The following is a 26,546-nucleotide window of genomic DNA, read 5'->3' on the forward strand; positions in this document are numbered from 1 at the left end:
GAGACCTGGCGAAGGAACTCCGCGAGGTCGCGCACCTGGGCGCGGGCGCCGATCACCACACCGTCGGAGCACCCCAACGCGTTGGCCGGAACCGCGCGGGTGAACTTTTTCGGATGCTCGGGTGACGTAATCCGTCACGCTCGACGCCATCCGTGCATGCGTACCGGAACTGCGGCCGTTACTCCTTCGTGACCCCGGACGGTGCTGGATCACCCGGCTGTGACCTGGGGTGATGCAGGATTCCATCATTGACGAGCGGAAAAGCGCTGATTAGCGTCCGCCCCATGACCCACCGAGCTCCCGTGGACACCATCGACGACCTGGACCGCCGCGTCATCGCGGCGCTCCAGCTCAACGGTCGCGCCCCGTGGAGCGCGGTGGCTCGTTGGGTGGGTACGAGCGAGACGACCGCCCAGCGGCGCTACAAGGCCCTGCGCGAGCGGGGAGTGCTGCGGGTCGTCGGCACGCTGGAGCTGGACCGCACCCGGGAGGGCTCTTCCATGCTGGTCCGGGTGCAGGCCAGGCCCGGCCGCGGGCTGGACCTCGCGGATCAGCTGGCGGTGAGCCCGGACGTGCGCTTCCTGGCCGTCGTCACCGGTGCCGCAGATCTCATCGTCGACTTCGTTGCCCGCGACAACGAGGAGATGATGCGGATGCTCTTCACCGACCTGCCCGGGGCCGACCTGATCACCAGCACCGAGGCTGTCGCCGTCATCCGTGCGTTCACCTCCGCGTCGATGTGGGACACCGGGCTGCTGTCCGTTGAGGCGGCCGCGGACCTGCGGCCCGCCTCCCTCGCGTCGTCGTGCGACCGCGCCGACTGGGACGAGGCGCCAAAAGCGCTGACCGGTCTGGAGCAGGAGGTCGCCGCGGCCCTCAAGGAGGACGGCCGCGCCCAGGTCAGCACCCTGGCCCGGAGTCTGGGCCACACCGAGTCCGGTGTCGCACGGGCCATGGACCGGCTCATCTCCCGCGGCATCCTCCAGTTCCGGACTCTCGTCGAACCGACCCTGCTCGGGTACGACGCGGAGTTCATGGTGTGGCTGTCGATCGAGCCCGACCGGCTCGACGCCGCGGGGCGGCAGCTCGCGCGGCATCCGGGAACCAAGTTCCTGGGCGCGGCGACCGGGCGCTTCAACCTCGTCGGACACATGGTGCTGCCCCGCCGCACCGATCTGTTGCGCTACACCAGCGACATCATCGGGGCACTGCCCGGGCTGATCGCCTCCGACGTCACGCTGCACCTGGCCACCCTGAAGTACTCCTGGCACCGGATGGTCCGCGCCGTCTGAGCCCCGGCCGGCCGTCGGGCACACCAGCCGGTTATCGCGCACACCGCCCGGTTGGCGGCCCCGCCGTACCGTCAACCGCCCTCTTCCCGTCCCCCGATCCTTGTGGAGACCACCATGCCCACAGACGACCTCGGCCTGCCCTCGGAGAGCTGGCGCTGGCCCGAGCACACCTGGCGCGGCCATATCGACGCGGTGCGCGCCGGACGGCGGCTGGTCCCCGACCGCTGGCCCGGCGGTGCCCGGGTCGCGGTCGCCCTCTCCTTCGACTCCGACCACGAGACGATCCCGCTGCGCGACGGCGAGACCAGCCCCGGTCGGCTCGCCCAGGGCGAGTACGGCGCCCGCGCCGGCGCTCCACGGATCCTGGACCTCCTGGCCCGCTACGGCGTCCCGGCGACCTTCTTCATGCCGGCCGTCTCCGCCCTCGTCCACCCCGAGGAGGCCCGCGCCTACACCCGAGACGGGCACGAACTGGCCGTCCACGGATGGATCCACGAGCGCAACACGCTGCTGGGCCGCGAGGACGAGAAGGAACTCACGGCGCGCGCCATCGACACCCTCACCGCGCTGACCGGCCGGCGCCCCGTCGGCATCCGCACCCCGTCCTGGGACTTCTCGGACTCGACCCTCGACATCATGCTCGAGCTGGGCTTCGCCTACGACTCCTCGCTCATGGGCGACGACGAGCCCTACGAGATCGTCGCCGAGGGCCGGCCCACCGGGCTGGTGGAGATCCCCGTCGACTGGATCCGGGACGACGCCCCGTACTTCACGATGGACCGCTACGGGTCCGTCCGCCCGCACAGCCGCCCGCGCGACGTACGGGAGATCTGGACCGACGAGTTCGACGCCGCGTACCGGGACGGCGGCGTCTTCCAGCTCACCCTGCACCCGCACGTCATCGGTCACCGCTCGCGCCTGGTGGCACTGCGGGAACTCCTCGACCACATCGCCGCTCACCCCGGCGTCTGGTACGCGACGCACGCCCAGCTCGCCGACCTGGCCCGCGGCGTGCCGCACGGCCGGACCGCGGCAGGTTCCGCCGCCGACACCCCGGAGCACACACCATGAACACCGGATCCGCCACGCCCACCGGCCCCCTGCGCGAGGACGGCGCCGCCCCCGCCACGCTCCGGCTGAGCCGCGCCCAGCGCAAGGCCATCGTCGCCGGCACCATAGGCAACACCGTCGAATGGGTCGACTGGGCGCTGTACTCCATCTTCGCCAAGATCATCGCAGATGAGTTCTTCTCCAAGAGCGACGGCGCGGTGGCCCTGCTGTCCACGCTCGCCGTCTTCGCCGTCGGGTTCGTGATGCGTCCGGTCGGCGCCGCCGTGCTCGGCGCCTACGCCGACCGCCACGGCCGCAAGAAGGGCATGACCCTCACGGTCGGCCTGATGGCGGGCGCCGGCTTCGTCATAGCGGTCACCCCGTCCTACGAGAGCATCGGCATCGTCTCGCCGCTGATCCTGCTGGTCTCCCGGCTCGTGCAGGGTTTCTCCGCCGGCGGCGAGTTCGGCTCCTCCTCGGCGTTCCTCGTGGAGTCGGCGGCTCGCGGCAGGCGCGCGTTCGCCGGGTCCTGGCAGCAGGTGTCGGTCGCCGGTGGCGTGCTCGTCGCCTCCCTGCTGGGTACGCTCGCCACCTCCGCACTGAGCGACGACGCCCTGCACTCCTGGGGCTGGCGCGTCGCGTTCATCCTCGGCGGCCTGCTCGGACTGGTCGGCCTGTGGCTGCGGATCTCCGTGGCGGACACCGACTCCTTCGCCCAGCTCCAGGGCGCCGGCCGCACCCGCACCAATCCCGTCAAGGCCATGTTCGCGGAGCATCCCGCGGCCGCCCTGCGTGTCGCCGGGATCACCGTGGCGGGCACCCTCACCTACTACATCTGGGTCAACTACCTTCCCACGTACGCGAATCTGACCACCGGCATCCCGCTGAAGACCGCACTGCTGTCACAGACCCTCTGCCTGGTCGTCTTCGTCATCGCGTTGCCCCTCATAGGCGTGGTCTCGGACCGCGTGGGACGCAAGCCGACCATGGCGGCGTTCGCCGGCGGCTTCACCGTCCTGGCCTGGCCCCTGCTGCACCTGCTCGGCAACAGCTTCTTCAGCCTCTTCCTGGTCCAGCTCATCGGCATGCTGCTGATCCTCGGCTACTCCGCCAACTGCGCCGTCATCATGGCCGAGCAGTTCCCGCCGGAGGTACGCGCCACCGGCATCGCCCTGCCGTACGCCCTGGCAGTCGCGATCTTCGGCGGCACGGCGCCCTACCTGACGACCTGGCTGCACGAGAGCGGCCATGGCGACCTGCTGTGGGTCTACGTATCGGCGGCCTCACTGATCTCCCTCGTGGTCTACCTCACGATGCCGGAGACCAAGGACAAGGAGTTCAGCTGATGACCCACGTCCTCATCACCGGCGCCGCGGGCGGCATCGGCGGGGCGATCGCCGAGGAGTTCGCTGAAGAGTTCGCCGAGGGGTTCGCCGGGGAGTCGGATGCCCAGGGCGTGTTCCTCACGCTCGTCGACCGCGACCCCGCCGCGCTCCAGCGGACCGGGGCACGTCTGGGAACCCGTACGGCGACACGGACCGCGGACCTGACCGACCCCGACGCGCCCACCGCCGTCGTCGAGGCGGCCTGGGCGGAGCACGGCCCGGTGGACATCCTCGTCAACGCGGCGGGCGTGTACCCCTCCCTCGACATGACCGATGTGGACGCCCCGGCCTGGGACCGGCTGTTCGCCGTCAACCTGCGCGCCCCCGTCCTGGCGACCGCCGCCTTCGCCCGGCTCGCCGGCGGGCATGGACGGCCCGGTTCGGTCATCAACATCTCCTCGGGTGCCGCGCAGCGCGCCCGCCCCGGCGGAGGCCCTTACGCCAGCTCGAAAGCCGCCCTGGAGATGGCCACCCGCGCCGCCGCCCTGGAACTCGGCGCGCACGGCATCCGCGTCAACGCGGTCAGCCCCGGATTCGTCCCGGTGGCCAGCGACTGCAACCCCGTCTCCGCCCAGTACGCCGCGGCCATCGGCACCAACCCACTGGGCCGCCCGGGAACGCCGCAGGACATCGCGCGGGCGGTGCGCTGGCTCGCCGGCCCCGACGCCTCCTGGATCACCGGCGAGGTCCTGAGGGTGGACGGCGGATCCAGCACGGGCGCCCTTCACCTGCCCCGGATCTGGCAGCCCGACGACACCCGCGCCACCTTGTCCGGCCCCGTACCGGCGTCTGCGGCCGCGACCGCGGAAGGACGCACCCGATGAACGACACCCACCCAATGAACGACATCCACCCGATAGACGGCACCCACCCGATGAACGACCTCCGCCCGAAAAGCGAAACCCGTCCGAAAAGCGAAACCCACCCGAAGAAGCCTGGATACACCGTCGTCGGCGCGGGAGCGATCGGCGGCACCCTCGCCCTCGCCCTCGCCCGCGCCGGCCACCCGGTCACCGTCGTCGACACCGACCCCACCCACGTGGACGCCATCCGCACCCACGGACTCGTCGTCGCCCGCGGCGGCACCCGCGAGAGCGTGCCGGTCACCGCCACCACCCCGGACGAGTTCGCCGGCCCCCTCGGACGCGTACTGCTGGCCGTGAAGGCACAGGCCACCGGTGCCGCGCTCGACTGGATCGCGCCCCGCCTGGCTCCGGACGGCTATGTCGTCTCTCTCCAGAACGGCTTCAACGAGTCTTTGATCGCCCAGCGTGTGGGCGCCTCCCGCACCGTCGCGGCCTTCGTGAACATCTTCGCCGACGTCATCGAACCGGGTGTCATCCAGGACGGCGGCGCCGGAGCCCTCGTCATCGGCGAGCCGGACGGCGCACCGGTCAGCCCGAGGGTCCGGGACCTGGTGGCCGACCTGCGGAGCTGGGGCCCGGCCGTGGCCAGTGACAACGTAGAGGGATACCTATGGGCCAAGGCCGGGTTCGGCGCCATGCTCGCCGCCACCGCCCTCGCGGACGCTCCGATGGCCGACCTCATCGACCGGCACCGCCCCGCCATGGCCGCCCTGACGGCTGAGGTCTTCGCCGTATCCGACCGCCTCGGCGTCACCCTGGAGGCGTTCGACGCCTTCGAGCCGCACGCCTTCCGACCGGGAGCGGACCCCGCTGCCCGGAACGCCGCCTTCGACCGCCTCACCGCATGGCTGCGCACCCAGACGAAGGACCGCAGCGGTATCTGGCGCGACCTCGCCGTACGCCACCGGCCCGTCGAAGCCCCCACCCACTACACCGACGTCTTCCACCACGCGGCGCGCGAAGGCCTGCCCACGACCCTGTTGCGCACGGTCGTGAACGGCCTCCGTCAACTGGAGGGCGCCGCGCACGACATGTCGGAGTCACGGCTGGACGAACTGGACCGCCTGGCCAAGGCCCCCGCCTCCGCGCTTCCCCTCGACTCCGCACAGGCCGAAGCGGTACGGCGATGGCTCGACGCCCACCGCGAGGACATGGTCGCCGACCTCGCCGCCTACACCTCCCAGGGCAGCGCCAGCGACGACCTCGACGCCCTGGGCACCTGCCTCGGCTGGCTGCGCGGCTGGCTCGACCGACGCCTCGGCGAACCGGACGCCGAGGAGACCCTCGCACGCGAGGAGGCCGGGGACATCCTCGTCCGCCGCTACTCCGCCCGGGACACCACCACCCAGGACAACCGCCCGGTGCTCCTCCTCGGGCACTACGACACCGTATGGCCGACCGGCACCCTCGACACCTGGCCCTTCCAGCGGGACGGCGACCGCATCAGCGGACCCGGCGTCTTCGACATGAAGGCCGGCCTCGTCCAGGCGGTCTGGGCACTCCGCGCCCTCGACGCCCTCGACCTGCCCCGCCCGGCCTGCACCGTGATGCTGAACGGCGACGAGGAGACCGGCAGCCTCGCCTCCCGCGACGCCATCGTGGAGGAGGCCCGCGACAGCAGGCTCGCCATGGTCTTCGAGGCCGCCGCCGACGGCGCGATCAAGACCGCCCGCAAGGGCGTCGGACTCTTCACCGTCACGGTCACCGGCAGCGAGGCCCACGCCGGACTCGACCCGACCGCCGGAGCCAGCGCCGTGGACGAACTCGCCCACCAGATCCTGCGCCTGGCGGACCTGCGCTCCCCGGACGCGGGCACCTCGCTGAACGTGGGCGTGGTGGCGGGAGGCACCCGCAGCAACGTCACGGCGGGACACGCCGTCGGCCGCATCGACGTCCGCGTAGCCACCGCCGCCGAACAACAACGCATCCGAGCGGCCCTCGCCGCTCTGCGCCCCGTCGACCCGCGGACCCGCGTGGAGGTCACCGGGGGCTGGAACCGCCCTGTGTTCGAACGGACGGAAAGCGTTGCCGCACTCGCCGACCTGGCACGCCGATGCGCCGCGCTGCTCGGACACGACCTGCCCGAGGCGTCGGTCGGCGGAGCCAGCGACGGCAACTTCGTCGTGGCCCAGGGCACGCCGGTCCTGGACGGTATCGGCGCGGTGGGCTCGGGCGCACACGCCCGCTCGGAGAACACCTCGGTGTCGGGCATGGTCACACGCGCGGCGCTGGCCGCCACGGTGCTGGCGGCGCTGGCACTGGAATGAAACGGTTGCGCCAGCCCGGGAGCCGCCCTCGGCAACAAGGACGGGCAGATCACCGAGGTCCGTCCGTTCTACTGGGATACTCAGGCCATCGTCGCCGACGCCTGCGAACGGGTCCGCGCCAACGAGCTGAGGCAGACCGCGAACCCACTCACAAACTTCGGTGGCCGGACCGCCCCGGGAGCCGAGCTCGTGGCGATTGCGGGCACGGTCCGAGGGCACTGGAATCGTCGCCTTGATTCCGTGTCTGCGAAGGTGGGCCGGCGGCACGCGGTCGGCCGCGTAATCGCACGCGATAAACCTGGCGATGTCGGCGGTCATCCCCGGGATACTGGTCGCCCATGGATGAGGTCAAAGTCGTCGTCGCCCATTCCGAGCGCGCGACTCTGCGCGTCGGTGACGTGTTCTTGAAGGTGGACGCCGATCAGGCGCGCATCGACGTCGAGGTCGAGGCGATGGCCCTGGCGCCAGTCCCGACTCCGGAGGTCCTGTGGCGCAAGCCTTCCGTGCTAGCGATCGCCGCCGTCCCGGGGACGGCGCTAGGCCATCTCGGTGAGCCGTCGACCGCGTCGCCGGCGGCGTGGGCCGCGGCGGGTGCCGCCATCCGGCAGTTGCACGAGGCGCCGTTGCCGCCCTGGGTCGGCCGGCGCCGCCGGGGTCCCGACGAGTTGGTGACGGAACTCGACGGCGAGTGCGAGTTGCTCGTGACGAACGGCATCCTCCCCGCCGACCTGGTCACCCGCAACCGCCAGGTCGCCGAGGCCGCGCTGCGGCCGTGGACTCCGGCGTTCGCGCACGGCGACCTCCAGATCGATCACGTCTTCGTCGACGGCGACGAGGTCACCGGCATCATCGACTGGTCCGAGGCGGGCCAGGGCGATGCCCTGTACGACCTCGCCACCTTCACGCTCGGACACCAGGAGCACCTTGACGACGTCATCGCCGGTTACGGCACCGTCGTCGACCTCGACGTGATCCGCGCATGGTGGTCGTTGCGAAGCCTGCTGGGGGTTCGCTGGCTGGTCGAGCACGGCTTCGACCCCTTCGCGCCGGGCTGTGAGGTCGACGTGCTGAGAGCCCGGATGTGAGGCTGCGCGGGCCCGACTGCCACGTATGCGTTCCGACGCATCGAGCAGGCCGTCCCCTGGGGCGATCGCCCGCCCTTACTCTCAACAACGGATCTCCCAGCGAATGCGCAAGCGGCGGAACCAGTGCGGCAGCGCGATCGTTCCTTCCACGACCCAGCGGTACACGCCCGGGCCGGAGCCGTGCCCGGTGCCGCGCCGGGCGAGGTGCGGGGTGATCTGGAACCGGCGGACCTTGTCCCGGTAGACCTCGTGGTCATAGCCGCGGTCGGCATACAGGTGCTCGGGGCGGCGCAGCGGCTGGCCGCGCTTGCCACGGATCGGCGGAATGGCCTGGATCAGAGGGATCAGCTGGGTGACGTCGTTGCGGTTGCCGCCGGTGGTGATTGCCGCGAGCGGGATGCCGTGCGCCTCGACGATCAGGTGATTCCAGCAGGTCTGCGGCCGCAACTCGGAGAGCAGCAGCTCGCACAGCACCCTGCGGCTATCCAGACGCATACGGCCTGGACGCCGTGGATTACGCGGGACGACCGGCAACCACGGCTCGATGCGCGCCCACAGTCCGTCGTCGATCTCCCACGGTCTGGCAGCGGTCTTCCTCGTCTCGACCGGCTCGCGCCCGTCCCAGGCCCGACCGGGGTACCCGGATCGCTTCAGTCCGACAGCTCCCACAGCAGCCGGTAATACATGATCCGCTCCGGGTCCGGTGCCACCCCGTAGGCTTCGAGTAGCGACTCCTCCCAACCGGGACCGTAGTTCCACTGCGTACTCCATGTGGCGATGGCGAGGTCGGCCCAGCGGTCGGCGACACCGAGCGCACCGAGGTCGACATGGCCGCTGCACGTGCCGTCGTCGCCGATGAGGGTGTTCGGAGCGCAGGCATCGCCATGGCAGACAACGATCTCATCGACCGGCGGGATGTCGGCGAGCAGGTCGAGCGCACGCTCAACGGTCCCGATGTGCTGGAGGTCTTGATGCCAGTCCGCCGGATTGATCCGGCCCGCCGCCGCTCGCGACCGAACCGTCTCCAGCCGCAGTTCGGCCGACCAGTCGAACGGGCAGTCCGCGACGGGCAGTTCCTCATGCAGGGCGCGCAGACCAGTGCCGATAGCGCGTACTGCGGTCCGAGGGTCGCGCTTCCAGTGGTCGTCCACCGCCATGCGTCCGGGCAGACCGGCTGTGACGATCCAGGACCCTATTTCGTCCGCGCCCTCGTCGAGTACGGGCGGCACAACAGTGAACGCCGCTGCCCAGCGCAAGCGCACCACCTCGGCCGAAAGGTCGATACCACTGCCTGGTGGCGTCCACTTCACAAACTGTTGCGCGTCTCCCAGACCGATCCGAAACGTCAGGCCGCCGAGCTCGTTCTTCCACACGGCCCGCACCGGTCGCCCCGCCGCGAACTCGGTGACGATCCGTGGAAGCTGGACCGGTCCTTGTGGCGATGCGGCTATCACCAGGCCATTCTCACCGGACCCGCCAGCAGTCGGTCAACCGATTTTCCCGGACACCGCCGTCGGCGACTCCGGGGACTCCGGCGACTCCGGGGACTCGGCACTGCGGGGGAGACCCCACAGCGCGACGCGGAATCCCCGCCGCGCTCGCAGGGTCACCCGTGGCGCATGGACCCGCGCTTGCTCCGCGCCCTCGGTCAGCTCCAGACCATGCAGATCCGGCGTGCGAAGTTGACGTATCCGATGCGCTGGAAAGCGTCCGCCATGGGGGTGTTGCCGAGATCCGTGGCTGCCCGGATGCGGGGGACATCCTGCGCGCTGAGGATCCGGGTGCCTTCGGCAAGGATCTCGTCGATGTAGCCGTTGCCCCGATGCTGGGGGAGTACGGCGAGGTAGCCGATGACGGCGTTGTAGTCGTTGTGGGCCGGGGTGACGAACCCCACCGGCTCGCCGTCCGGCAGTGTCGCGATCCGCCACCAGTCCTGCGGGCTCCGGTAGTGCGCGAGCTCCTCCTCATAGTGTCTGGCCGCCGCTTCGCGTGGGGACATCAGGGTCAGGTCGTCCCGGCTGTGCGCGTCCAGCGTTCCGTCCAGGACCCGAGTCATCAGGGCGAGGATCTCCTCGGTGTCGCGGACCGGCCGGAACGCCAGGCGTCCCCTCGGCTCGGGGAGTGGCGTCCCGGGACGCCACTCCAGAAGCAGCCGTTCGACGAACTGGCGGGCACCGGTCCGTTCCAGGGCGAGTACGCGGTCCTCGACGATGCGCCCGGTCGTCGCTCCGCCCTCGCGCCAATCGGGTGGGACGGCTCGGTTGTACTCGGGTGGACGGGCGTCGACTGGGACCACCGCGGCCGTGGCGGCCCGCAGCAGCCGCACGCCGATGTCCACGCGATCGCGATCCGTGCTGCTGTCGTCGATATCGAAAATATCCAAAAGGAATGGTGTGTCGTCTCCGGCCCGCCCCCACCATGCGACCCTGGCCAGCAGGCGCTCACCGCGAAGGGCGACCCACATCCATTCCGGACGCCGGCGGCCGGCGGCAAGGTCGTCCGCCAGTTCCTCGTTGAGGGTGTAGGGCAGTTGGGAGAAGAGGACGAGTTCTTCGCGTCCGGTGATCGGACGCATGGTCAGGTCGTTCTGTTTCACGGTCAAGGCACGCTCCGGTGAAGGCGCCCATCATCCGCTCCGGGGTCAGATGTGGTCCGCGCCCCGGGAGGAGACAAGCGCGGTGATCATGGGAATCATGGGCTTACCCCTCCTCTCGCTGTCGTGGCCCCTCACTCTCGTGGTGGGGGTTCCGCCGTAACGTCTAGCCGAGCGCCGCCCCCGCCCGCAAGCCCTTTTCGATCGCCCTGCGTCCGACAGTTGATCGCGATGACGCCGTATCTTCTGACCGAGCAGGATGTCCATGTGTGTGCTCAGAAGGCGGAGCGGATGAGTCCGCCGTCGACGCGGATGGTGGCTCCGCTGACGTACTGGGCGTAGTCGCTACAGAGGTAGGCGACGGCTGCGGCGATCTCATCGGGTTCGCCGAAGCGTTCCTGGTCGTTGGGGATGAGGGCCTGGACGGCGTTGGGCTGGATCTCGTCCCAGCTCCGGCCCCAGCCTCGGGCGGGCCCGATGCTGATGACGAGGTCCTTGGTGGCTTCGACGAGGATCGCTCCGGGGGAGACGATGTTGGATGTGACACCGGTGCCTTTGAGGTCGCGGCGAGGGAGACGGCGAGGTTGTGCCGGGCGGCCAGGGTGGCGTTGTACTGGGGGTGGGTGTGCATCGGCTGGGAGGCGAGTCCGCCGCCGATGGTGACGACACGGCCCCAGCCGCGTTCGCGCATCGCGGGAACCAGGCGCTGGATCATGCGGACGCCTGAGACCACGTTGACGTTGTAGGTGTCGGGCCACTCCTCGGGGGCGGCTTCGGCCCAGGACGAGCCGACTAGCGCGCCACGCGGTAGCGGAGGTAGACGACTTTCGACCTGAAGGTGCGGGTCTCGACGAGTTCGAGATCCACCCGGCGCTCGTGCTGGGGGAAGAACGGAATACCACCGCCGACCAGCACCGGGTAGACCCTGGCCCGGTACTCGTCGATCAGATCCAACGCGGCCGCCTCGGCGGCGAGAGCCGCGCCGCCGATCGCGATGTCGCCTTCCGCCTGCTCGGCCCGCAACCGCTCGATCTCCTCCGCCAGGCCGCCGGAGGCCAGGCGGGCATGACCCTGCACCGCCGACAGCGTGGTGGAGAACACCACCTTTGGGAGCGGCTTCCAGATCGCGGCCCACTCGAGCCTTGAGTCGTCGAGCGACGGATCCTGGTCGGCGGTCTCCCAGTACAGCATCGTCTCGTACAACCGTCGTCCCAACAGATGGACGCCGACCTCTCGAATCTCGTCGATCCAGGAGCGAAAGACCTCCTCGTCGGGCGCCGTCCAGTCGAAGCCGCCGTCCGGCCCGACGATGTAGCCGTCGAGTGAGATGTTCATCGAGTACGTCACGCTGCGCATCAGAAGTCCTCCTCGGCAAGGGGTTCGACAGTACGACCGCCGGAGGCCGCAGGACTCATCGCGACTCGCGGGATCCCTTGGGCCGAGTCACCTCAGGAGATCATTCACCCGTGCGTGCCACGTTGTTTCGGGACGGACGAGGGTCGGGCATACAGCGTTGCCACACTTCCGGCCTTCGACGAGGTGACCGCGCTCGGCTATCGGGTGTGTATTCGACGTTCACGCGGGCGCTTCGCCGTTATCAGGTCCGGCCTCACTGCGAGCCCTGCCACGCTTCCACCGGCCGCAACATCGCGGTGATCGCGCACCCGCCGGGCGAGGAGATCCAGTTCGAATGGCTGGAGCTGCCGGATGCCCCGGAGGGGTGGGGAGTGGGCGAGCATGCCCATCTTCTGGTCGGGGAGCTCGCGCACTCGGGCCGGTGGCGGGCGGTGCCATCGGAGTCCGAGGACTGCCCGCACCTGGTCCAGTCCCTGGACGAGGTGATGCGCAAGCTCGGCGGGCCAGCGCCTTTTCTTCCGGGCTGTTCTCGCCCCAACCGGCCAACTGGAGGGCCGGCCTTGGGGGTCTCGCGGGTGCGAAGTCTGAGGCATGGCAGTGAGCGATGGCAGTATGTTTCCGCCGGACTGCGTTGCGTAGCTGATATTTGGTCGGGTGAGCACTGCACAGAGCGCTTCCCGCGCCGCGGCGATCGGGGCTGCGGCGGAGATCGGCTCCACCACCGAGCTGGGCACGGTGATCTCGCGGTGGATCGGGCGTGTGATACCGCACCAGGGATACATGCTCGCCGCGGTGGACCCGGTCACCGGCGCTGGCTGCTTCCTGGCAAGACAGCACGGCTACAGCCCAGCGGCCGCCCGCCGACTGACCCTGGGCGACCACCTGGACGGCGATCACCCCTTTGCCTTCGAGCGGTTGGTCGAGGGTCCGTGCCGGGTGGGTGTCCTCAACACCGGCGCTCCCGGCCCACGCCGCAACGCCGCGATGCGCACGGTGATGGCCGACCAAGGTGTCGGTAGCGAGCTGCGTATCGCGCTGGTCGAGGCGGGAAGAGCGTGGGGCGGTCTGGCCCTGCTTCGCTCCCAGGGAGCCCGGCCGTTCTCAGCGGCCGAGGCGGCCGGCGCCCAGCGGCTCGGTCGGGACGCCATCGCCGCGATGAGACGCTACGCGACGGGCGCACCGCCGGAGCCCAGCAGGCTCGACCAGCCGCCGGGCGTGCTCATCGTCGGAGCCGATGAGACGGTCGTGGCGGCCACACCATCGGCGCGCGAGTGGATCGGCGAGCTGGAGACCTTGCCCGCCCACGCACTCGCTGCGCCGCGTATGCCGATGGAGAGCACCACCTGGAACCTCACCCAGGCCGCGCGCCGCCCGGATACGCCAGCGCTCACCCGCGTTCCCACCCGGCGCGGCTGGATCCTCTTGTGCGCCCAGCCCATGACCGGCGAGGAAAACGGCGCCGTGGCCGTGACGATCCAACCAGCCGCCGGCACCGAACTACTGCCGGCGATGGCGCTCTGGCACGGCCTGACCCCCAAGGAACGCACGCGAGGAACTCATCGCCAGACTCCTCGACTGACTCACGACCAATAGCTCACGACCAAGGGCCAACCAGGTGAGGTGAGAAGCGACCCCGGCCGTTGTCGGGAATCGCCATCAGGCGGGATGGTGCAGCGGATTTTGCGGCGGCGGAGCCAGACGCGGTTGGCCCGGGAGCCGTAGCCTTTGTCGGCCAGGACCCTGTCCGGCCTGGTCCTGGGCCTGCCGCCGCCCGGCCGGGCGACCCGGATCGCGTCCAGGACGACGGTGAGCTGCGGGCTGTCTCACCGCGCTGGCCCGCAGTGACGGTGATCGCCAGCGGCTTCTGGCCCTGCTCGTACGCCAGGTGGAACTTGCAGGTCAGGCCGCCTCTGGACCGGCCCAGGGCGTGATCGGCGGGCTGGGGAGCCGGGGGGGCGCCGTCCCCGCCGGGCGGCTCCTTCTGTGCCGCGCCGTCCTTCCGGGCACCAGCGGCGTGCTGGTGCGCCCGCACGGTGCCCGAGCCGACCGAGACGTCCCAGGTCACATGTCCGGCAGCGTCCACCAGGGCGTGGAACGACGGCCGGCAGGCGCCTCCCACAGGCCCCGCAGGCACCCCTTTAAAAGCGGCCTAGTTGCAAGGCCGTGAAGTTAAGGATCGAGCGTGGCCGTCAAGGTGTTTGATGGAGTCAGGATGTCGATACCGACGGTGGCTTTGTAGCTGGTGCGGTCGATGTTCGGGCCTCGGGCTTGGTGTTTGGAGATCGCGCGTTTGACGATGCGGGGACAGAGCCGCAGTCGTCGAGCGGGTAACAGCGCGGTCAGGACATGGCGGCCAATCGTGCCGACCAGGTCGATGACCGTCTCGGCGATGACGCCTGCGGCCTGGATGATCTGGTCGCGGGCGCTGTGCCAGGCGATGGAGAAGCTGGCCCGGTCCGGATCGAGATCGGGTCGGGTGATCATCGCGTCGGCCATCGCGTTGCGCAGCAGCTGGTAGGTCACCAGCAGGGCATATACCTCCTGCTCGATGCCGGCCGATCGAACTCGCGCGAGAGGTGGCGATGAAGGATCATCCAGCCGCGCCAGGCGTCGATCCTCGCATCCTCTTTTGTAGCCGATGAGCGTGCACTGGACGGCGGCGATCTCGGTCGCGATATCCGGGAAGATCTGCTCCTGCCAGGTGGTCGAGATTTCCTGTAGCTCGGCCCGGAGGGGCCGTGGGGTGTGGATGCCGCTGCTTGGTCAGGGCGTGCCGTGCAGCAGGTCGTTGGTCGTCGGAGGATGAACTGGGCGATGGCAAGCCGATGATGTCCGGGCTGATCTCGCGCTTTTCTGGCCGTAGCCGCCGAGTCCACTGGTCGCAGGTCATGCGTGCCGGCTCTTGCCGGTGATCATGTCAACGAGGGTGTCGGTGAGGTCTTCGGCGGAGACGCCGCCCCACTTGGGGTCGGCAAGCTGGCCGCTGGCCTCCAAGCCGGCGATCCCGCTCGCGCTGCTGATGAGCAGGGCCGCGTATCGGCGGGCGTGCTGCTCGCCGACCAGGTCGGCGACGACGGCCAGGAACTCGGTCTGGCTGCGCTGGGCGGCACGGGCGAGTGCCGTGGGGTCGCCGGGTGGGTTGCTGAACATGAGCTTGTAGAGGTGTGGCTGAAAGCGGCCAACGTCTATGAGTGTGATGAGGCCATTGCGCATTTTCTCGGCGGGCGACAGGCCCGGATCCGCGCGAAGGGCGTGCATGCGGTCTCCCAGTGTGTCCCAGGCCTGGATCCCGACGGCGATCAGCAGGCTCTCCTTGTCGGGGAAGTGCCGGTAGGGCGCCCCGCGAGTCACTCCGGCGCGTGCTCCCACCGCGCGCAACGTCACGGCGTCGAGGCCACCGGAATCGAGCAGGTCAGCGGCCGCGTCGAGCAGGGCGCGGCGCGTGGCGGCGGCTGATTCGGCGCGGCTGGTCATGCGGACGATCCTAGCGTCCTTGTGATGACTAAGTCACTTGAGCCAGTTGACAGTGTCATCTGAAAGCTCCACATTTGAAAGATGACAACGTCATCTGAAATTCAAGGGCTCGTGGTCGTGACCGGAGCGTCAACTGGCATGGGCGCGGCCACCGCGCGGGAACTGGCCCGCCGCGGCTTCCACGTCCTCGCCGGCGTGCGGCGCGACAGCGACAGCGAGACCCTGCGCGCCGCGGGCGTCGAGCCGGTGATCGTCGACATCACCAACCCCGACCACGTCGCCGCGCTCGCCGCACGCGTCGAGCAGGACGAGCGGCCGCTGCGGGCGGTGGTCAACAACGCCGGCATCCCCGGCGCCGGCCCGGTCGAAGTGACGCCGCTCAACGAATGGCGGCGCATCTTCGAGGTGAATGTCTTCGGCCACGTCGCCGTCACCCAGGCCCTGCTTCCCGCACTGGTACGCGGCAAGGGCCGCGTCGTCAACATCACCTCGATGCTCGGCAGGCTCTCCATGGCCGGCTACGGACCGTACGCCAGCAGCAAGTTCGCGATAGAAGCAATGAGTGACGCGCTGCGCAACGAGCTGGCCCCGCACGGCGTGCGGGTGGTGGTGGTCGAGCCGGGCGGCGTCAAGACCGAGATGGCCGGCCACGGAACCGCCGGCTTGAGGGAGCTCGGTTCCCGGATGACGCCGGAGCAGAACGGGCGCTACGGCGACCTGATGGAGGCGCTGCCCTCCCACATCGCCGCGTTCACCAAGGCCGGTGTGACCGCGGACGTCGCGGCGAAGACGATCGCCAAGGCGGTGACCGACCGCAGGCCCCGCCCCCGGTACACCATCGGCGCCACGGCCACCTTCCTCATCGGTGTCTCCCGCTTCGTGTCCAACCGGATGCTCGACCGGATGACGACCTCCGACCTGCGCAAGCACTACCCGGCCAAGACCCGTGGCCGCACGACCGCGGCACGTACCGACTGACCGACACCCCCGTCTGAGCAGAATCGAGAGGACAACAATGTCGACCACCAGCACCGCCCGCAATCTCATCAACGGCGAGTGGAGCGACACCGGCTCGATCCACGAGTCGATTGACCCTTCCACCGGTGAGGTCGTCGGAACCTACGTTTCCGCGGGCCGCGCCGAGGCGCAGGCCGCGATCGCCGCCGCTCGCTCCACCTTCGACACCACCGGCTGGTCGCGCGATCCGTCCCTGCGATCGCGGGCACTGCACGAACTGGCCGACCGGCTTGCCGAACGGGTGCCCGCCATCGCCCGGATGCTGGCTCGGGAGAACGGCAAGCTTCTCGCCCAGACGACCTGGGAGCTGATGACCTCGGTCGAATGGCTGCGCTACAGCGCCGCCTCCGCGCTCGTCCACATCGCCGGGCGCGCCGCCGAACCCACTCCGGGGGCCTACTACCACTCGGTCCCCGAGGCGGCAGGCGTCGCGGGCATCATCGCCCCGTGGAACTCCCCGGTGATCCTGCTGGTCCGCGCTCTGGGCCCGGCCATCGGAGCCGGCTGCACCACCGTGGCCAAGATGCCCGGCCAGACCGCGCTGACCAACGCGTTGTTCGCCGAAACCGTCGCCGCCACGACGTCGCTTCCCGCCGGTGTCGTCAGCATCCTCACCGAGACCGGTAACGAGGTGTCGCCAATGCTGGTCGCCTCACCCGACATCGACGTGATCAGCTACACCGGCAGCACGCACGTCGGGCGCGCCATCGCGGCCGCGGCCGCCCCCACGCTCAAGCGGCTCGGACTCGAACTGGGCGGCAAGACCCCGCTGATCGTCTTCGACGACGCCGAACTGGACACCGTGGTCCCCACGCTCGTGATGAGCAGCATCCTGATGAACGGCGAGTTCTGCTGCACCGGCTCCCGGGTCCTCGCCCAGCGCGGCATCGCCGACGAACTACGCACCCGGCTCGCGGCAGCCTTGGAAGGGGTCAAGGTCGGTCCCGCACTCGACCCCACCAGTCAGATGGGCCCGCTGATCGACAAGGCCAGCGTGGCCAGGGTCGACCGCATCGTCGAGGATGCCGCCGACTACGCCAAGATCATCGTCCGGGGCGGCCCGGTCACCGACCCCGACCTGGCCGGTGGCGCGTTCTTCCGGCCCGCCCTGATCGAAGTCGACCAGGTCGACGTCCCCCTCGTCCAGCAGGAAGTGTTCGGCCCGGTCCAGACCTTCGAGGTCTTCGACGACGAGACCGACGCGATCCAGCGCGCGAACGCCACCGAGTTCGGCTTGGCCGCCTCCGTATTCACCCGCAATGACTTGCGGGCCCGCCGCGTCGGACGCGACCTGCGCTTCGGTGGCATCTGGTTCAACACCTGGGGCACGATGTCCGAACACTTCGAGCAGGGCGGCATGAAGCAGAGCGGCTACGGCACGCTGTGCGGGCCGACCGCCATGAGCGAGTTCCAGCACCTCAAGACCTACGGCGGCATGGCCCCACAGCCGGCCTAGGAGCGCGGCCCAGCGCCGACCCCGGGGCTGGCGCTGGGCCCGCCACCGCCGAACACGGCACGCCGATCCCACCGCGCTCACTCGTTCGCGGCGAGCGGAAGACCACCGCAGGGATTTGCTTCGGTGAGCACATCTGCCGCGAATAAAGGCGCGCTACCGCCCTTCCGTGCGCCCCTTCGCCCAAGCTCTCGTGCCGACACGCCCGGGCGTGTGCACGGCGGCGGCGCGGTCCCCTACCCCGGGCACCGGATGGCCGCGGCGCCCCGGGTCGTGGCCGCGTACCGGAAGCTGGTGCGGCGTCCGATTTCGGAGTACCTGCGCGCGGTGCATTACGACGTGGCGGTAGCCGACTCCCCGGTCCAGATCAACACGATGGTCTACGCGGTCGGCACGGACAGGATGCTCTTCGGGACCGATTGGATCTACGCCGACGGGTTGTTCGACCCCGTGGAGCCCGGCGAGCACGACTTGACGCGCCTGCTCGGCGTCGACCTCGGTGCTCGCGTCGCCGGCACCAACGCACTTCGCATCCTCCCAAGCGTCGCCAAACGCCTGGAGGTCGACAGCCCTCAGGACTGCTCCGTGACGAAGTCCGCCGCGCGGCTCCTACTTGCTCTCGGTGCTGACGGCGCCGGCACTGCGGCCGATCCGATCCCGCAGGTTCTGCCAGCTGCTCGCGTCGGTGCCGAGGGCGTCGTGCAGGTAGGCGGAGACGGCGTCGGCGACGAGGACGACGCGGGCGGGATCCTCGTCGGTGGTGTCCGCGACGGCCTCACCGGAGATCCCGCCGAAGAGGTGCTCGGCCTCGGCGATGGTGAGCAGCCCGCTTCGGGGCCGGACTGAGGTGGTAGACATCGGTGAACCAGTCCGGCCCGTGGGTGGACATGGCCGACTGGTCCTTTCCGCCGGCGACGACCAGGGCGGGGGTCGTCATGGTGGAGAAGTCCGGCCGGGCGAACGGCAGGTACTCGAGCGCGAAGGGCGTCAGCGTGTCGCCGGTACCGGTCGCCGCGATGAGCGCGCCGGCCTTGACGGCGGGATGGGAGAAGTCTTCGCCGGGATTGCCTTCGCTGTCGAGGACGCGGGCACCCGGGAGGGCTCCGGCCGTCTGTGCGCCCCAGGAATGCCCGGCGACGGCGACGCGATCGCGGTCGACGCGGGTGATCGGGCCGCCCAGCGCGCCGAGTACGTCGTCGAGGCCCAGGACGGCGTGGAGATCGGCGATGCGCACGCGCCAGATGGTGGCGAACCGGGGATCGTCGAAGCCGATGCGATGGCGGCGGGAATCCAGGTGGGTGGGCTGGACCACGACGAACCCGGCAGCCGCCCAGCGGTCGGCGAGAGGCTCGTAGCCGTCCATCGACCAGGCGTTGCCGTGGGAGAAGACGATGACGGGCAGGTTCCGCCCGTCGGCGGGTGCGGTGACCTTGACCTACAGGTCGATGCCACGGCCGGTGGTGGGAACGGTGATGGGCTTGACGGCGATGAGCCGGCGGCCGAGCGTGGCCGCGGGACCCGTGCCGGAGTGCGGTTCCATGACGCCGACGTTAGGGGCCCGATGGGTACCGAATGGTAACCTTCGGATTCGTGAGCACGACCGCGGACGGCACGGCAGGGGGCCTGAAAGCGGGCACGGCGTTCCTCGCTGACTGCCCTACCCGGCTCACGATCGAGATCATCGCCAGCAAGTGGTCCGTCCTCGTCTTGTACGCCCTCGTCGGAGGACCCAAGCGGCCTGTCGAACTCGTCGCGCTGTCCGGTGGAATTTCGCGCAAGGTGCTGACCCAGACGCTTCGCCGCTTGCAGGGCAACGGTCTGGTCGACCGGCGCGTGTACGCCGAAGCGCCGCCGCGGGTCGAGTACGGCCTGACCGCGCTCGGTCAGACGCTCCGAGAGCCGATCGTGATGCTGACCGAGTGGGCACGGGCGAACAGCGGAGCCGTCGTCGACTTTCGCGAGTCGGCAGCCGGCGGATCGGCCGGCTGAGGACAGCCGGGTTGCCGGCCAGGGCGGCGATGACGCCGGACCTCGGCCCCCTCAGGTCGCCGGGCGCAGGCGCCGCACCTTCGCCGGGCCGTCGATCGCGCCGCGGGCGATGCGATTGGCCAGCTCCTGGAGCCGTTCCTCGGTGGTGCGGTCCGCCGGTTGATACACCACGACCCGTGCGCGGAGGTTTTCCTCGAGCAGCATCGTCGTGTTGCGCACGGACAGGTTGCCGACGTGCAGCGACCGGATGCGCTTCAGCCGTCCGGGGTCGGTGGACACGTCCGCCTGGTCCCACAACCGCACGAACAGCGGAGACTCCGCGCGAAGCCGGCCGAGCAACGGCTCCCACGCCGGGTCGGTGACGGACTCGCCGTAGTACGCGCGGAGTTTGGCCACGACGGCCGCGCACTCCTGCTCGTGATCCGAGTGCCCGGCGATCCAGTCGGGATGGGTGAAATGCAGGTAGGCACAGTTGCGGTCGGCCGCCGGAAGGGCCTCCAGGTCGTCGATCATGAACCGGAAGGACGCGTTGTAGGCCAGGGGCTCGAACCAGGGATTCATCACCACCGCCGGGTGCGGGGAAAGGTTGTCCAGCAGCCCTTGCAGGCGGGCACCGGCCCGTTCCCAGCTCGAGGGGGCGCCCGCGTCGGGGTGTCCGCCGAGGAGAAACAGGTACCGGCGCTCGTCGCTCGAGAGCCGCAACGCGTCGGCGATCGCCGCCAGCACTTCGACGCTCGGCTGCACGTCGCGTCCCTGCTCAAGCCACGTGTACCAGGTCGACCCGACGTTCGCCAGGACCGCGACTTCCTCCCGGCGCAGGCCCCTGACCCGGCGCCGGCCGCCGCCGGGCAGGCCGACCTCGGCCGGGGACAGCCGGTCCCGCCGCGCACGCAGGTAGGCACCGAGCTCACGAGAACGCACGTCCGCCATGACCTTGATCATCGCATGACCAGGCCGGCCGAAGGTGGTGGTCCGAGCACCACCGTCACGACGCTCTGGGTAGGGCGTCGCGGATCGCGCAGAGTGGGTGCCATGAACAAGACCTGGCCGGTTTTCGTCGCGGCGTTCGGGGCGACGTACACGTTCAGCATCGGCAACGTGACCGCCCCGCGCCTCGGGCCGGACCTGGGCGCCAGTCCAGGCGAGGTAGCACTCGTCCTGGCCGCGTTCGCCGTGTCGTTCGCCGCGGGGTTGATCCTCGCGGGCCGGCTCGGCGACCGGTACGGCCGCCGGCGGCTGCTGATCATCGGGCTCATCGCGCTCGTCACGACGTCGGCGCTGGCCGCGGCGGCTCCCGGGCTCTGGTGGCTGGTCGCCGCCCGGGTCGCGCAGGGTGCGGCCTCGGCGATCGTGATGCCCCAGACGCTGGCGATCATCCAGACTTCGGGCGGCGAGCCCGTCCAGGCGCGCGGGATCGCCGCGTTCACCGCGAGTTCCGGCGTCGGCACCGTGGCGGGCCAGATCGCCGGCGGCCTCGTGATGGGGCTGAGCCTGCCCTTCGACGGTTGGCGCGGCGCGGTGCTGACCTCCGCGATCCCCAGCGTGGTGGCACTGCTGGGCGCGTACCGGCTCCAGGCACACCCACCGGCCGGCACCGAACGGCCCGACCTCGGCGGCGCGTTCCGCGTGGGGATCCCGCTCCTGGCCCTGATCGCCGGTCTCTCACTCGGCCCGACCGCGGGCTGGACCTGGTGGACGTGGGGCCTGGCGGTGCTGGGGGTGCTGGGCCTGTCCGGTTTCCTGGTCAATCAGGCACGGCGTGAGCGGGCCGGACGTCCGGTCCTCGTCGCGCCCTCCATCCTGCGCCAACCCGCACTGCGGCTCGGCCTGCTGATGGCGCTCCTGCTCTTCGCCGGCTACGGCGCGTTCAGCTACGAGTACTCGATGCTCACCCAGACCGGCCTTGGGTTGACGCCGGTCCAGTCGGGGCTCGCGCTGGCGGCGTTCGCGGGCACTTTCGTCGTCGCGGGACTGCGCATGCCGCACATCACCGCGCGGTTCGGTGATCGCACGATGGAACTGGCCGCGGGCCTGCTGGCCGCCAGTCTCGTCCTGCTCGGCCTGGTTTCGTGGGTCACCCAGGGGACGGGCACGGCGGTCTGGATCGGCTGCTTCGAAGTGCTCGGCGTGCTCCTCGGCGCGGCGCAGGCGAGTCAGTACGGCCCCCTGGTCGGGACGGTGCTGGCCGCGGTGCCCGCGCGCGTCGCGGGCCTGGCCGGCGGCTTGTTCACGACCGCGCAACAGGCCGCGCTGGCACTGGGCATCGCCACCCTCGGCGGGCTCTTCGGCACCCTCGCCCCCTCGCTCGGCTGGCAGCGCGCCTTCGCGGTCGCGCTCGGTCTACAGGTGCTCACCACCGCCCTGTTCTGGATGCTCGCACGTCGGCTTCGCACCAGGCCGAGCCGATCCGGCGTCCCCTTTGCCCCGGTACCGAATCAACAACGGAAGAAAGAAACCCATTCATGATCAAGATGGTCATCACCCTGAAGCGCCGCAACGGCATGACCCACGAGGAGTTCACCCATTACCAGCAGAAGATCCACCGGCCGCTGCTGATGTCGATCCCGGAATCGGAGCGCTACATCCGCCGGTTCGTCGTGTCCTACCCGGTGACGGCACCCCGGTACCCCGAACCGGAATACGACTCGGTGGTCGAGGCCTGGTTCGACAGCATGGCCGATCTCGAAGGCCTGTTCTTCAGCGACAACTTCCTGAAGATCGTCGACCCGGACCACGAAAACTTCATCGACTTGTCGACTTTCGGCCGGATCATCTGCGAAGAGGACGTAGTCGTCGACCGCAGCTAGCAGCTGCCCGGTAAGTCATCCAGCCGGTCACGTGGGCTGAAGGGCACCTTCCTCTCATCTGCCCTTCAGCCCACCTCGCGAGCGGGCCACCGTGGTCGGCCTGGCGGTGACCGTCAGGGGGTTGTCCTGGTGATCGCCGCGAAACGGGCCTGACCTTCTTGGCCGATGTCGGGCACCCGGGCCACGCACAGCGCGCCGGCCGCGCTGAACGCGGCGAGGCAGGCGAACATGCCGAAGAACCCGCCCGCGGCTAGATGCAAGGCCGTGAAGCTTGGCATTGGGCGCGGTTGTCAAGCCTGCTGAAACAGGCAACGGAGTTCCTGCTGGAACGGTGTCGACCAAGATCACCAGCTAGCAAAAACTCCGTCGGATACGCAGTCTTCCATCACCCGCACCAGCATCGTGGCCGGGGGCCGGTACGCCCCCCGCCACCTCGGCGAACTCACCCAGCACATCCCGTTCGAGATGGTCGATGAAGCCCTGAGGGGCGACCCGCACCACCCAGACCCGTCTACGGGACCTGCCCTCCCGCGTCGTGGTCTACCTCCTGCTGGCCGCGTGCCTGTTCCCCGAAACCGGATACTCGGGCGTATGGCGCAAGCTCATCGCCGCCCTGGACGGTCTGCCCACCCCGACACCGACCGCCAGCGCACTGGCACAAGCACGCCGCCGCATCGGCACCGCCCCACTACGCTGGCTGTTCGACCTGCTCCGCAGCCCCGCAGCCACTGTCGGACAACACGGAACCCGGTGGCGAGGACTGCTGGTCTGCGCCATCGACGGCACCACTCTGACCGTGCCCGACAACCCCAGGATTCTGGCCCGGTTCACCAAACAGCGCGGCAACCACGGCGGCACCGGCTATCCCCAGATCCGGCTGCTTGTCCTGCTGGCCTGCGGCACCCGCACCGTGCTCGACGCGGTGTTCGGCCCCACCACCACCGGCGAAACCACCTACACCCCCTGCCTGCTACGCAGCCTGCACGCCGGAATGATCCTGCTGGCTGACCGCAACTTCGGCGCCGCCAGGCTGCTGGCCCAGATCGCCGCGACTGGAGCGGATCTGCTGGTGCGCCTGAAAAACGGCCGCACGATGCCGGTCCTGGCCCGCTACCCCGACGGCTCCTACCTCTCGATGCTGGGCGGCCTGCGGGTGCGCGTGATCGAGTGCGAGATCACCATCGCCACCAGCGCCGGGCGCCGCACCGGCGTCTACCGACTGGCCACCACCCTGCTCGACCCGCGCGACTATCCAGCTGGCGAACTCCGACCCGACCCGACCCGATCTCGATCCGGACCGGGCCAGCTTCTCCATCGCCTGGCACAGCGCCCGCGACCAGATCATCCAGGCCGCAGGCGTCATCGCCGAGACGGTCATCGACCTGGTCGGCACGATTGGCCGCCATGTCCTGACCGCGCTGTTACCCGCTCGACGACTGCGGCTCTGTCCCCGCATCGTCAAACGCGCGATCTCCAAACACCAAGCCCGAGGCCCGAACATCGACCGCACCAGCTACAAAGCCACCGTCGGTATCGACACCCTGACTCCATCAAACACCTTGACGGCCACGCTCGATCCTTAACTTCACGGCCTTGGGCCTAGTTGTGCGCGCGCAACGCCTGCGAGAGCGCGTCAACGGTCACGTCCACTACGGCCAGGAGCTGTGCCGGGCTCGCCCCGGCTCTGCTCATGACAGCGAGAGACTGGTTCACGGCCGCCGCGTGCACAGCGAAGGCCTCGGCGTCCTGGTCGGTCATTCGGCCGGCCTTCAGCGCGGCGCGCAGACGCAGGCGCTGGATGCCGAGCGCCTGCCTGGCGTGCGCCGCGACGGCCGGGCTCAGCACTGGAATCGCCATGGCCGACTGGGCAATCAGGCATCCATCGGGCAGTTCGGGATCGGCGATGCGCTCGAGGGTGACGTCGAAGAACGCGCGGACAGCCGCAAGGGGCTCGGAGGCCGCACACGATAGGGCGGCGTCGTACTTGTCGCCGTAGCGCGCGGCGTAGCGATCCAGGCAGCGCAGGAACAGCGTGTCCTTGTCGCCGAGCGAGGAGTAGATCGAGCTGCGGTTCAGGCCGGTTGCCCGGGACAAGTCGTCGACTGAGGTGTCGGCGTAGCCGGCGCGCCAGAACTGGATCATCGCGGCGTCGAGCGCCGTGTCCATGTCGAACTGCTTCTTGCCTGCCACGTGGCACTTCCTTGCCGGTGTGTCGGTGTTCCGGATGCTCAGTCTATCTTGAACTGATCGGTTCAAGATGTGTTAGCTTTTGGGCATGATCGGGCTGGAGACGAGAAGAAGCCGTTCACGCCGGAGGCAGCGGCGACGAGCACGCCGCTGGCGAGAAACGAGCGGGCCCGGCCCGCGCCGGGAGGAAGTGCCGAGGGGCGAATCCGGGGCTGCCAGCGGGCCCTCCGGCCTGAAGTCTCGGGACTTTCAGCCAGGCAATGCCGGCTGCGGCACATACGGCCAGGTAGCACCAGAACACGGTGCGGGTCGGTGCCGGGACGAACTCGAAGCTCAGGCCGCCGACGTTGGCGGCGGTGGCCGGCACGGATGCGGTCTTGCGGCCCCTCGGTGTCATCGCCGCGGGCCTGCTCAGCCCCCGCTTTCCTACGCGACGAGCTGGGCATATCGAACCTGGACCTGGCCGTCATCGGCGCAGGCGTCGGAACCCTGTTCATCTATTCCGGGCACGCCGTCCCCGTCCTGCTGCTGGGCCTTATCGATCAGGCCCCCGGGACCCGGATTTCGAGCACCACGCCGACCGCCCTCGTCATCTGCATCGCCCTCGCGGGCCTGGCCCTCGGGCGAACCGCCGGACCAGCACACCCCAACACCGATGGAGGATCCCATGACCGTCTCCGAAAGTAACCCCGTCCGCGACCTGCCCCTGCACGACCTGGCCGGATTCACCCACCGCTGGGTCGACGCAGACGGCATCCGCCTTCATGCCGTCGAAGGCGGCCGGCCGACCGGCCCGGCTGTCGTCCTGCTCGCGGGGTTCCCGCAAACCTGGCGGGCATGGCGAAAGGTCATGCCCGGCCTCGCCGACCGGTTCCGCGTCATCGCGATAGACCTGCCGGGCCAGGGCCACTCCGAGCGCCCGGAGCGCAGCTACGACACCCACACGGTCGCCGCCCACGTCCACGCCACCGTAAAGGCACTCGGAGTGCCGGCCTACTGGCTGGCCGCCCACGACATCGGCGCCTGGGTGGCCTTCTCCCTCGCCCTCAACTACGAGAGCCAACTGCGCGGGGTCGCCCTGCTCGACGCCGGAATCCCCGGCATCACCCTCCCGGAAACGATTCCCACCGACCCGGCCCGGGCGTGGAAGACCTGGCATTTCGCCTTCCACCTCGTGCCCGACCTGCCCGAGACCCTGCTCGCCGGCCGCGAACGGGAGTACGTCGACTGGTTCCTGAAGGTGAAGGCCCTCGATCCCGGCACATTCGACGACGCCGACCTCGACCACTACGCAGCGGCCCTCGCCGCCGACGGCGGCCTCCGCGCCTCCCTCGCCTACTACCGGGACGCCGCCGAGTCGGCGCGCAAGAACCACCAGGCGCTCAACCGGCGGCACCTGACCGTGCCCATCCTCGGAATATCCAGCAGCCACGGCTCCATCCCGGACATGGCGGCCTCCATCAGCCCATGGGCCGACAACACCACCGGAGTCATCGTGCCCGGCGCCGGGCACTTCATCCCCGATGAGCAGCCCGAAGCCGTCGCTGCCGCGATAGCCGACTTCATCGCCGACGGCGACTGACGCCGCTCAGGCCTGCCCGGCCGCGCACCCGCCCAGGCACCACACCGCCGCCAGGGACACCCTTGCCCTGGCCGTCCTCAGGGCAGAAACGGCTGACCTCGCGCAGACGGGCCGCCGGTCTCCTCGTCCTGGGCTGCCCGGGG

The 26,546-nt window shown here is 69.9% G+C and carries 23 protein-coding genes and 5 pseudogenes; 15 read left to right on the top strand and 13 right to left on the bottom strand.

The features are described 5' to 3' along the window. The first annotated feature begins 284 nt into the window (after positions 1-284). The 6 genes from ACJX2R_RS48815 to ACJX2R_RS48840 all read left to right on the top strand — a co-directional run bounded on the left by ACJX2R_RS48815 (position 285) and on the right by ACJX2R_RS48840 (position 7,945). Entirely contained in the window at positions 285-1,292 is a 1,008-nt protein-coding gene (locus ACJX2R_RS48815) for an Lrp/AsnC family transcriptional regulator (protein WP_413105425.1), read from the top strand. A 114-nt stretch (positions 1,293-1,406) separates the two neighbouring features. Beyond that, entirely contained in the window at positions 1,407-2,363 is a 957-nt protein-coding gene (locus ACJX2R_RS48820; protein WP_413105426.1) for a polysaccharide deacetylase family protein, read from the top strand. Continuing rightward, complete coding sequence (locus tag ACJX2R_RS48825; RefSeq protein WP_413105427.1) at positions 2,360-3,688, top strand: MFS transporter; 1,329 nt, start codon at positions 2,360-2,362, stop codon at positions 3,686-3,688. The genes ACJX2R_RS48820 and ACJX2R_RS48825 overlap by 4 nt, the downstream gene beginning before the upstream one ends. Further along, positions 3,688-4,551, top strand: coding sequence for an SDR family NAD(P)-dependent oxidoreductase (locus ACJX2R_RS48830; protein ID WP_413105428.1), 864 nt, complete (start codon positions 3,688-3,690; stop codon positions 4,549-4,551). The genes ACJX2R_RS48825 and ACJX2R_RS48830 overlap by 1 nt, the downstream gene beginning before the upstream one ends. A 50-nt stretch (positions 4,552-4,601) precedes the next feature. Further along, on the top strand, positions 4,602-6,860 hold the full coding sequence (locus ACJX2R_RS48835) for a 2-dehydropantoate 2-reductase (RefSeq protein ID WP_413106146.1): 2,259 nt from the start codon (positions 4,602-4,604) through the stop codon (positions 6,858-6,860). 338 nt (positions 6,861-7,198) lie between these two features. Then, entirely contained in the window at positions 7,199-7,945 is a 747-nt protein-coding gene (locus ACJX2R_RS48840; protein ID WP_413105429.1) for a phosphotransferase family protein, read from the top strand. Positions 7,946-8,032: 87 nt separating this feature from the next. Here ACJX2R_RS48840 and ACJX2R_RS48845 read toward each other — a convergent pair. From ACJX2R_RS48845 to ACJX2R_RS48870, 6 genes and pseudogenes are all read right to left on the bottom strand, one after another. Continuing rightward, positions 8,033-8,371: pseudogene (locus ACJX2R_RS48845) on the bottom strand (transposase); the annotation flags it as partial. Positions 8,372-8,595: 224 nt separating this feature from the next. Next, positions 8,596-9,318 carry an aminoglycoside 3'-phosphotransferase gene (locus ACJX2R_RS48850; protein ID WP_413105430.1) on the bottom strand — a complete coding sequence of 241 codons (723 nt, stop codon included), beginning with the start codon at positions 9,316-9,318 and terminating at the stop codon, positions 8,596-8,598. A 275-nt stretch (positions 9,319-9,593) separates the two neighbouring features. Next, a complete protein-coding gene (locus ACJX2R_RS48855) occupies positions 9,594-10,520 on the bottom strand; it encodes a GNAT family N-acetyltransferase (RefSeq protein ID WP_413106147.1) in 927 nt (308 codons plus the stop codon). 293 nt (positions 10,521-10,813) lie between these two features. After that, positions 10,814-11,071 carry an SDR family oxidoreductase gene (locus ACJX2R_RS48860; RefSeq protein WP_413106148.1) on the bottom strand — a complete coding sequence of 86 codons (258 nt, stop codon included), beginning with the start codon at positions 11,069-11,071 and terminating at the stop codon, positions 10,814-10,816. An 89-nt stretch (positions 11,072-11,160) separates the two neighbouring features. Beyond that, a pseudogene (locus tag ACJX2R_RS48865) lies at positions 11,161-11,271 on the bottom strand (short-chain dehydrogenase); the annotation flags it as partial. A gap of 59 nt (positions 11,272-11,330) precedes the next feature. After that, positions 11,331-11,894 carry a dihydrofolate reductase family protein gene (locus ACJX2R_RS48870; RefSeq protein ID WP_413105431.1) on the bottom strand — a complete coding sequence of 188 codons (564 nt, stop codon included), beginning with the start codon at positions 11,892-11,894 and terminating at the stop codon, positions 11,331-11,333. 654 nt (positions 11,895-12,548) lie between these two features. Between ACJX2R_RS48870 and ACJX2R_RS48875 the strand changes: the two genes are divergently transcribed. Further along, entirely contained in the window at positions 12,549-13,487 is a 939-nt protein-coding gene (locus ACJX2R_RS48875) for a hypothetical protein (RefSeq protein ID WP_413105432.1), read from the top strand. A 56-nt stretch (positions 13,488-13,543) separates the two neighbouring features. On the opposite strand, the pseudogene ACJX2R_RS48880 reads toward ACJX2R_RS48875, so the two are convergent. From ACJX2R_RS48880 to ACJX2R_RS48890, 3 genes and pseudogenes are all read right to left on the bottom strand, one after another. After that, a pseudogene (locus ACJX2R_RS48880) lies at positions 13,544-13,983 on the bottom strand (transposase); the annotation flags it as partial. Positions 13,984-14,063: 80 nt separating this feature from the next. Then, positions 14,064-14,417 (bottom strand): hypothetical protein, encoded by a 354-nt coding sequence (locus ACJX2R_RS48885; RefSeq protein WP_413105433.1) that lies wholly within the window; start codon positions 14,415-14,417, stop codon positions 14,064-14,066. 363 nt (positions 14,418-14,780) lie between these two features. Then, on the bottom strand, positions 14,781-15,368 hold the full coding sequence (locus ACJX2R_RS48890; protein ID WP_413105434.1) for a TetR/AcrR family transcriptional regulator: 588 nt from the start codon (positions 15,366-15,368) through the stop codon (positions 14,781-14,783). Between the two features lie 81 nt (positions 15,369-15,449). Here ACJX2R_RS48890 and ACJX2R_RS48895 point away from each other — a divergent pair, with 81 nt between their 5' ends. The 3 genes and pseudogenes from ACJX2R_RS48895 to ACJX2R_RS48905 all read left to right on the top strand — a co-directional run. Further along, positions 15,450-16,346 carry an SDR family oxidoreductase gene (locus tag ACJX2R_RS48895; protein ID WP_413105435.1) on the top strand — a complete coding sequence of 299 codons (897 nt, stop codon included), beginning with the start codon at positions 15,450-15,452 and terminating at the stop codon, positions 16,344-16,346. A gap of 37 nt (positions 16,347-16,383) precedes the next feature. Then, entirely contained in the window at positions 16,384-17,841 is a 1,458-nt protein-coding gene (locus tag ACJX2R_RS48900; RefSeq protein ID WP_413105436.1) for an aldehyde dehydrogenase family protein, read from the top strand. Between the two features lie 210 nt (positions 17,842-18,051). Next, positions 18,052-18,366 (top strand): annotated as a pseudogene (locus ACJX2R_RS48905) (hypothetical protein); the annotation flags it as partial. Between the two features lie 81 nt (positions 18,367-18,447). On the opposite strand, the pseudogene ACJX2R_RS48910 reads toward ACJX2R_RS48905, so the two are convergent. Further along, positions 18,448-19,378 (bottom strand): annotated as a pseudogene (locus ACJX2R_RS48910) (alpha/beta hydrolase family protein). A 50-nt stretch (positions 19,379-19,428) separates the two neighbouring features. Between ACJX2R_RS48910 and ACJX2R_RS48915 the strand changes: the two are divergent. Continuing rightward, complete coding sequence (locus ACJX2R_RS48915) at positions 19,429-19,827, top strand: winged helix-turn-helix transcriptional regulator (protein ID WP_413105437.1); 399 nt, start codon at positions 19,429-19,431, stop codon at positions 19,825-19,827. A gap of 51 nt (positions 19,828-19,878) precedes the next feature. Here ACJX2R_RS48915 and ACJX2R_RS48920 read toward each other — a convergent pair whose 3' ends face one another. Then, positions 19,879-20,769 (bottom strand): helix-turn-helix transcriptional regulator, encoded by an 891-nt coding sequence (locus ACJX2R_RS48920; protein ID WP_413105438.1) that lies wholly within the window; start codon positions 20,767-20,769, stop codon positions 19,879-19,881. Between the two features lie 90 nt (positions 20,770-20,859). On the opposite strand from ACJX2R_RS48920, the gene ACJX2R_RS48925 reads away from it, so the two are divergent. Next, on the top strand, positions 20,860-22,293 hold the full coding sequence (locus tag ACJX2R_RS48925) for an MFS transporter (protein ID WP_413105439.1): 1,434 nt from the start codon (positions 20,860-20,862) through the stop codon (positions 22,291-22,293). Beyond that, entirely contained in the window at positions 22,290-22,634 is a 345-nt protein-coding gene (locus ACJX2R_RS48930; protein ID WP_413105440.1) for an EthD domain-containing protein, read from the top strand. The genes ACJX2R_RS48925 and ACJX2R_RS48930 overlap by 4 nt, the downstream gene beginning before the upstream one ends. A gap of 113 nt (positions 22,635-22,747) precedes the next feature. Here ACJX2R_RS48930 and ACJX2R_RS48935 read toward each other — a convergent pair whose 3' ends face one another. Beyond that, positions 22,748-22,894 (bottom strand): hypothetical protein, encoded by a 147-nt coding sequence (locus ACJX2R_RS48935; RefSeq protein WP_413105441.1) that lies wholly within the window; start codon positions 22,892-22,894, stop codon positions 22,748-22,750. A gap of 275 nt (positions 22,895-23,169) precedes the next feature. On the opposite strand from ACJX2R_RS48935, the gene ACJX2R_RS48940 reads away from it, so the two are divergent. Beyond that, positions 23,170-24,237: an IS4 family transposase gene (locus ACJX2R_RS48940; RefSeq protein WP_413105442.1), complete on the top strand. Its 1,068-nt coding sequence runs from the start codon at positions 23,170-23,172 to the stop codon at positions 24,235-24,237. On the opposite strand, the gene ACJX2R_RS48945 is transcribed toward ACJX2R_RS48940, so the two are convergent. Beyond that, a complete protein-coding gene (locus ACJX2R_RS48945; RefSeq protein ID WP_413105443.1) occupies positions 24,234-24,824 on the bottom strand; it encodes a TetR/AcrR family transcriptional regulator in 591 nt (196 codons plus the stop codon). The two genes, ACJX2R_RS48940 and ACJX2R_RS48945, sit on opposite strands and share 4 nt — an antisense overlap. A 652-nt stretch (positions 24,825-25,476) precedes the next feature. Between ACJX2R_RS48945 and ACJX2R_RS48950 the strand changes: the two genes are divergently transcribed. Then, a complete protein-coding gene (locus ACJX2R_RS48950) occupies positions 25,477-26,403 on the top strand; it encodes an alpha/beta fold hydrolase (RefSeq protein WP_413105444.1) in 927 nt (308 codons plus the stop codon). Positions 26,404-26,546: the final 143 nt, after the last annotated feature.

Origin of the sequence: Streptomyces sp. Inha503 (assembly GCF_047215865.1) — a bacterium.
GTDB classification, from domain to species: Bacteria; Actinomycetota; Actinomycetes; order Streptomycetales; family Streptomycetaceae; genus Streptomyces; species Streptomyces lycopersici.

Bases quoted from the DNA above. Each gene is read 5' to 3' on its own strand.
- ACJX2R_RS48900 (WP_413105436.1), top strand. From the start codon at position 16,384: ATGTCGACCACCAGCACCGCCCGCAATCTCATCAACGGCGAGTGGAGC.
- ACJX2R_RS48870 (WP_413105431.1), bottom strand. From the start codon at position 11,894: ATGCGCAGCGTGACGTACTCGATGAACATCTCACTCGACGGCTACATC.
- ACJX2R_RS48950 (WP_413105444.1), top strand. From the start codon at position 25,477: ATGGAGGATCCCATGACCGTCTCCGAAAGTAACCCCGTCCGCGACCTG.
- ACJX2R_RS48930 (WP_413105440.1), top strand. From the start codon at position 22,290: ATGATCAAGATGGTCATCACCCTGAAGCGCCGCAACGGCATGACCCAC.
- ACJX2R_RS48920 (WP_413105438.1), bottom strand. From the start codon at position 20,769: ATGATCAAGGTCATGGCGGACGTGCGTTCTCGTGAGCTCGGTGCCTAC.
- ACJX2R_RS48820 (WP_413105426.1), top strand. From the start codon at position 1,407: ATGCCCACAGACGACCTCGGCCTGCCCTCGGAGAGCTGGCGCTGGCCC.
- ACJX2R_RS48890 (WP_413105434.1), bottom strand. From the start codon at position 15,368: ATGACCAGCCGCGCCGAATCAGCCGCCGCCACGCGCCGCGCCCTGCTC.
- ACJX2R_RS48840 (WP_413105429.1), top strand. From the start codon at position 7,199: ATGGATGAGGTCAAAGTCGTCGTCGCCCATTCCGAGCGCGCGACTCTG.
- ACJX2R_RS48825 (WP_413105427.1), top strand. From the start codon at position 2,360: ATGAACACCGGATCCGCCACGCCCACCGGCCCCCTGCGCGAGGACGGC.
- ACJX2R_RS48830 (WP_413105428.1), top strand. From the start codon at position 3,688: ATGACCCACGTCCTCATCACCGGCGCCGCGGGCGGCATCGGCGGGGCG.
- ACJX2R_RS48895 (WP_413105435.1), top strand. From the start codon at position 15,450: ATGACAACGTCATCTGAAATTCAAGGGCTCGTGGTCGTGACCGGAGCG.
- ACJX2R_RS48835 (WP_413106146.1), top strand. From the start codon at position 4,602: ATGAACGACCTCCGCCCGAAAAGCGAAACCCGTCCGAAAAGCGAAACC.
- ACJX2R_RS48855 (WP_413106147.1), bottom strand. From the start codon at position 10,520: ATGCGTCCGATCACCGGACGCGAAGAACTCGTCCTCTTCTCCCAACTG.
- ACJX2R_RS48925 (WP_413105439.1), top strand. From the start codon at position 20,860: ATGAACAAGACCTGGCCGGTTTTCGTCGCGGCGTTCGGGGCGACGTAC.
- ACJX2R_RS48815 (WP_413105425.1), top strand. From the start codon at position 285: ATGACCCACCGAGCTCCCGTGGACACCATCGACGACCTGGACCGCCGC.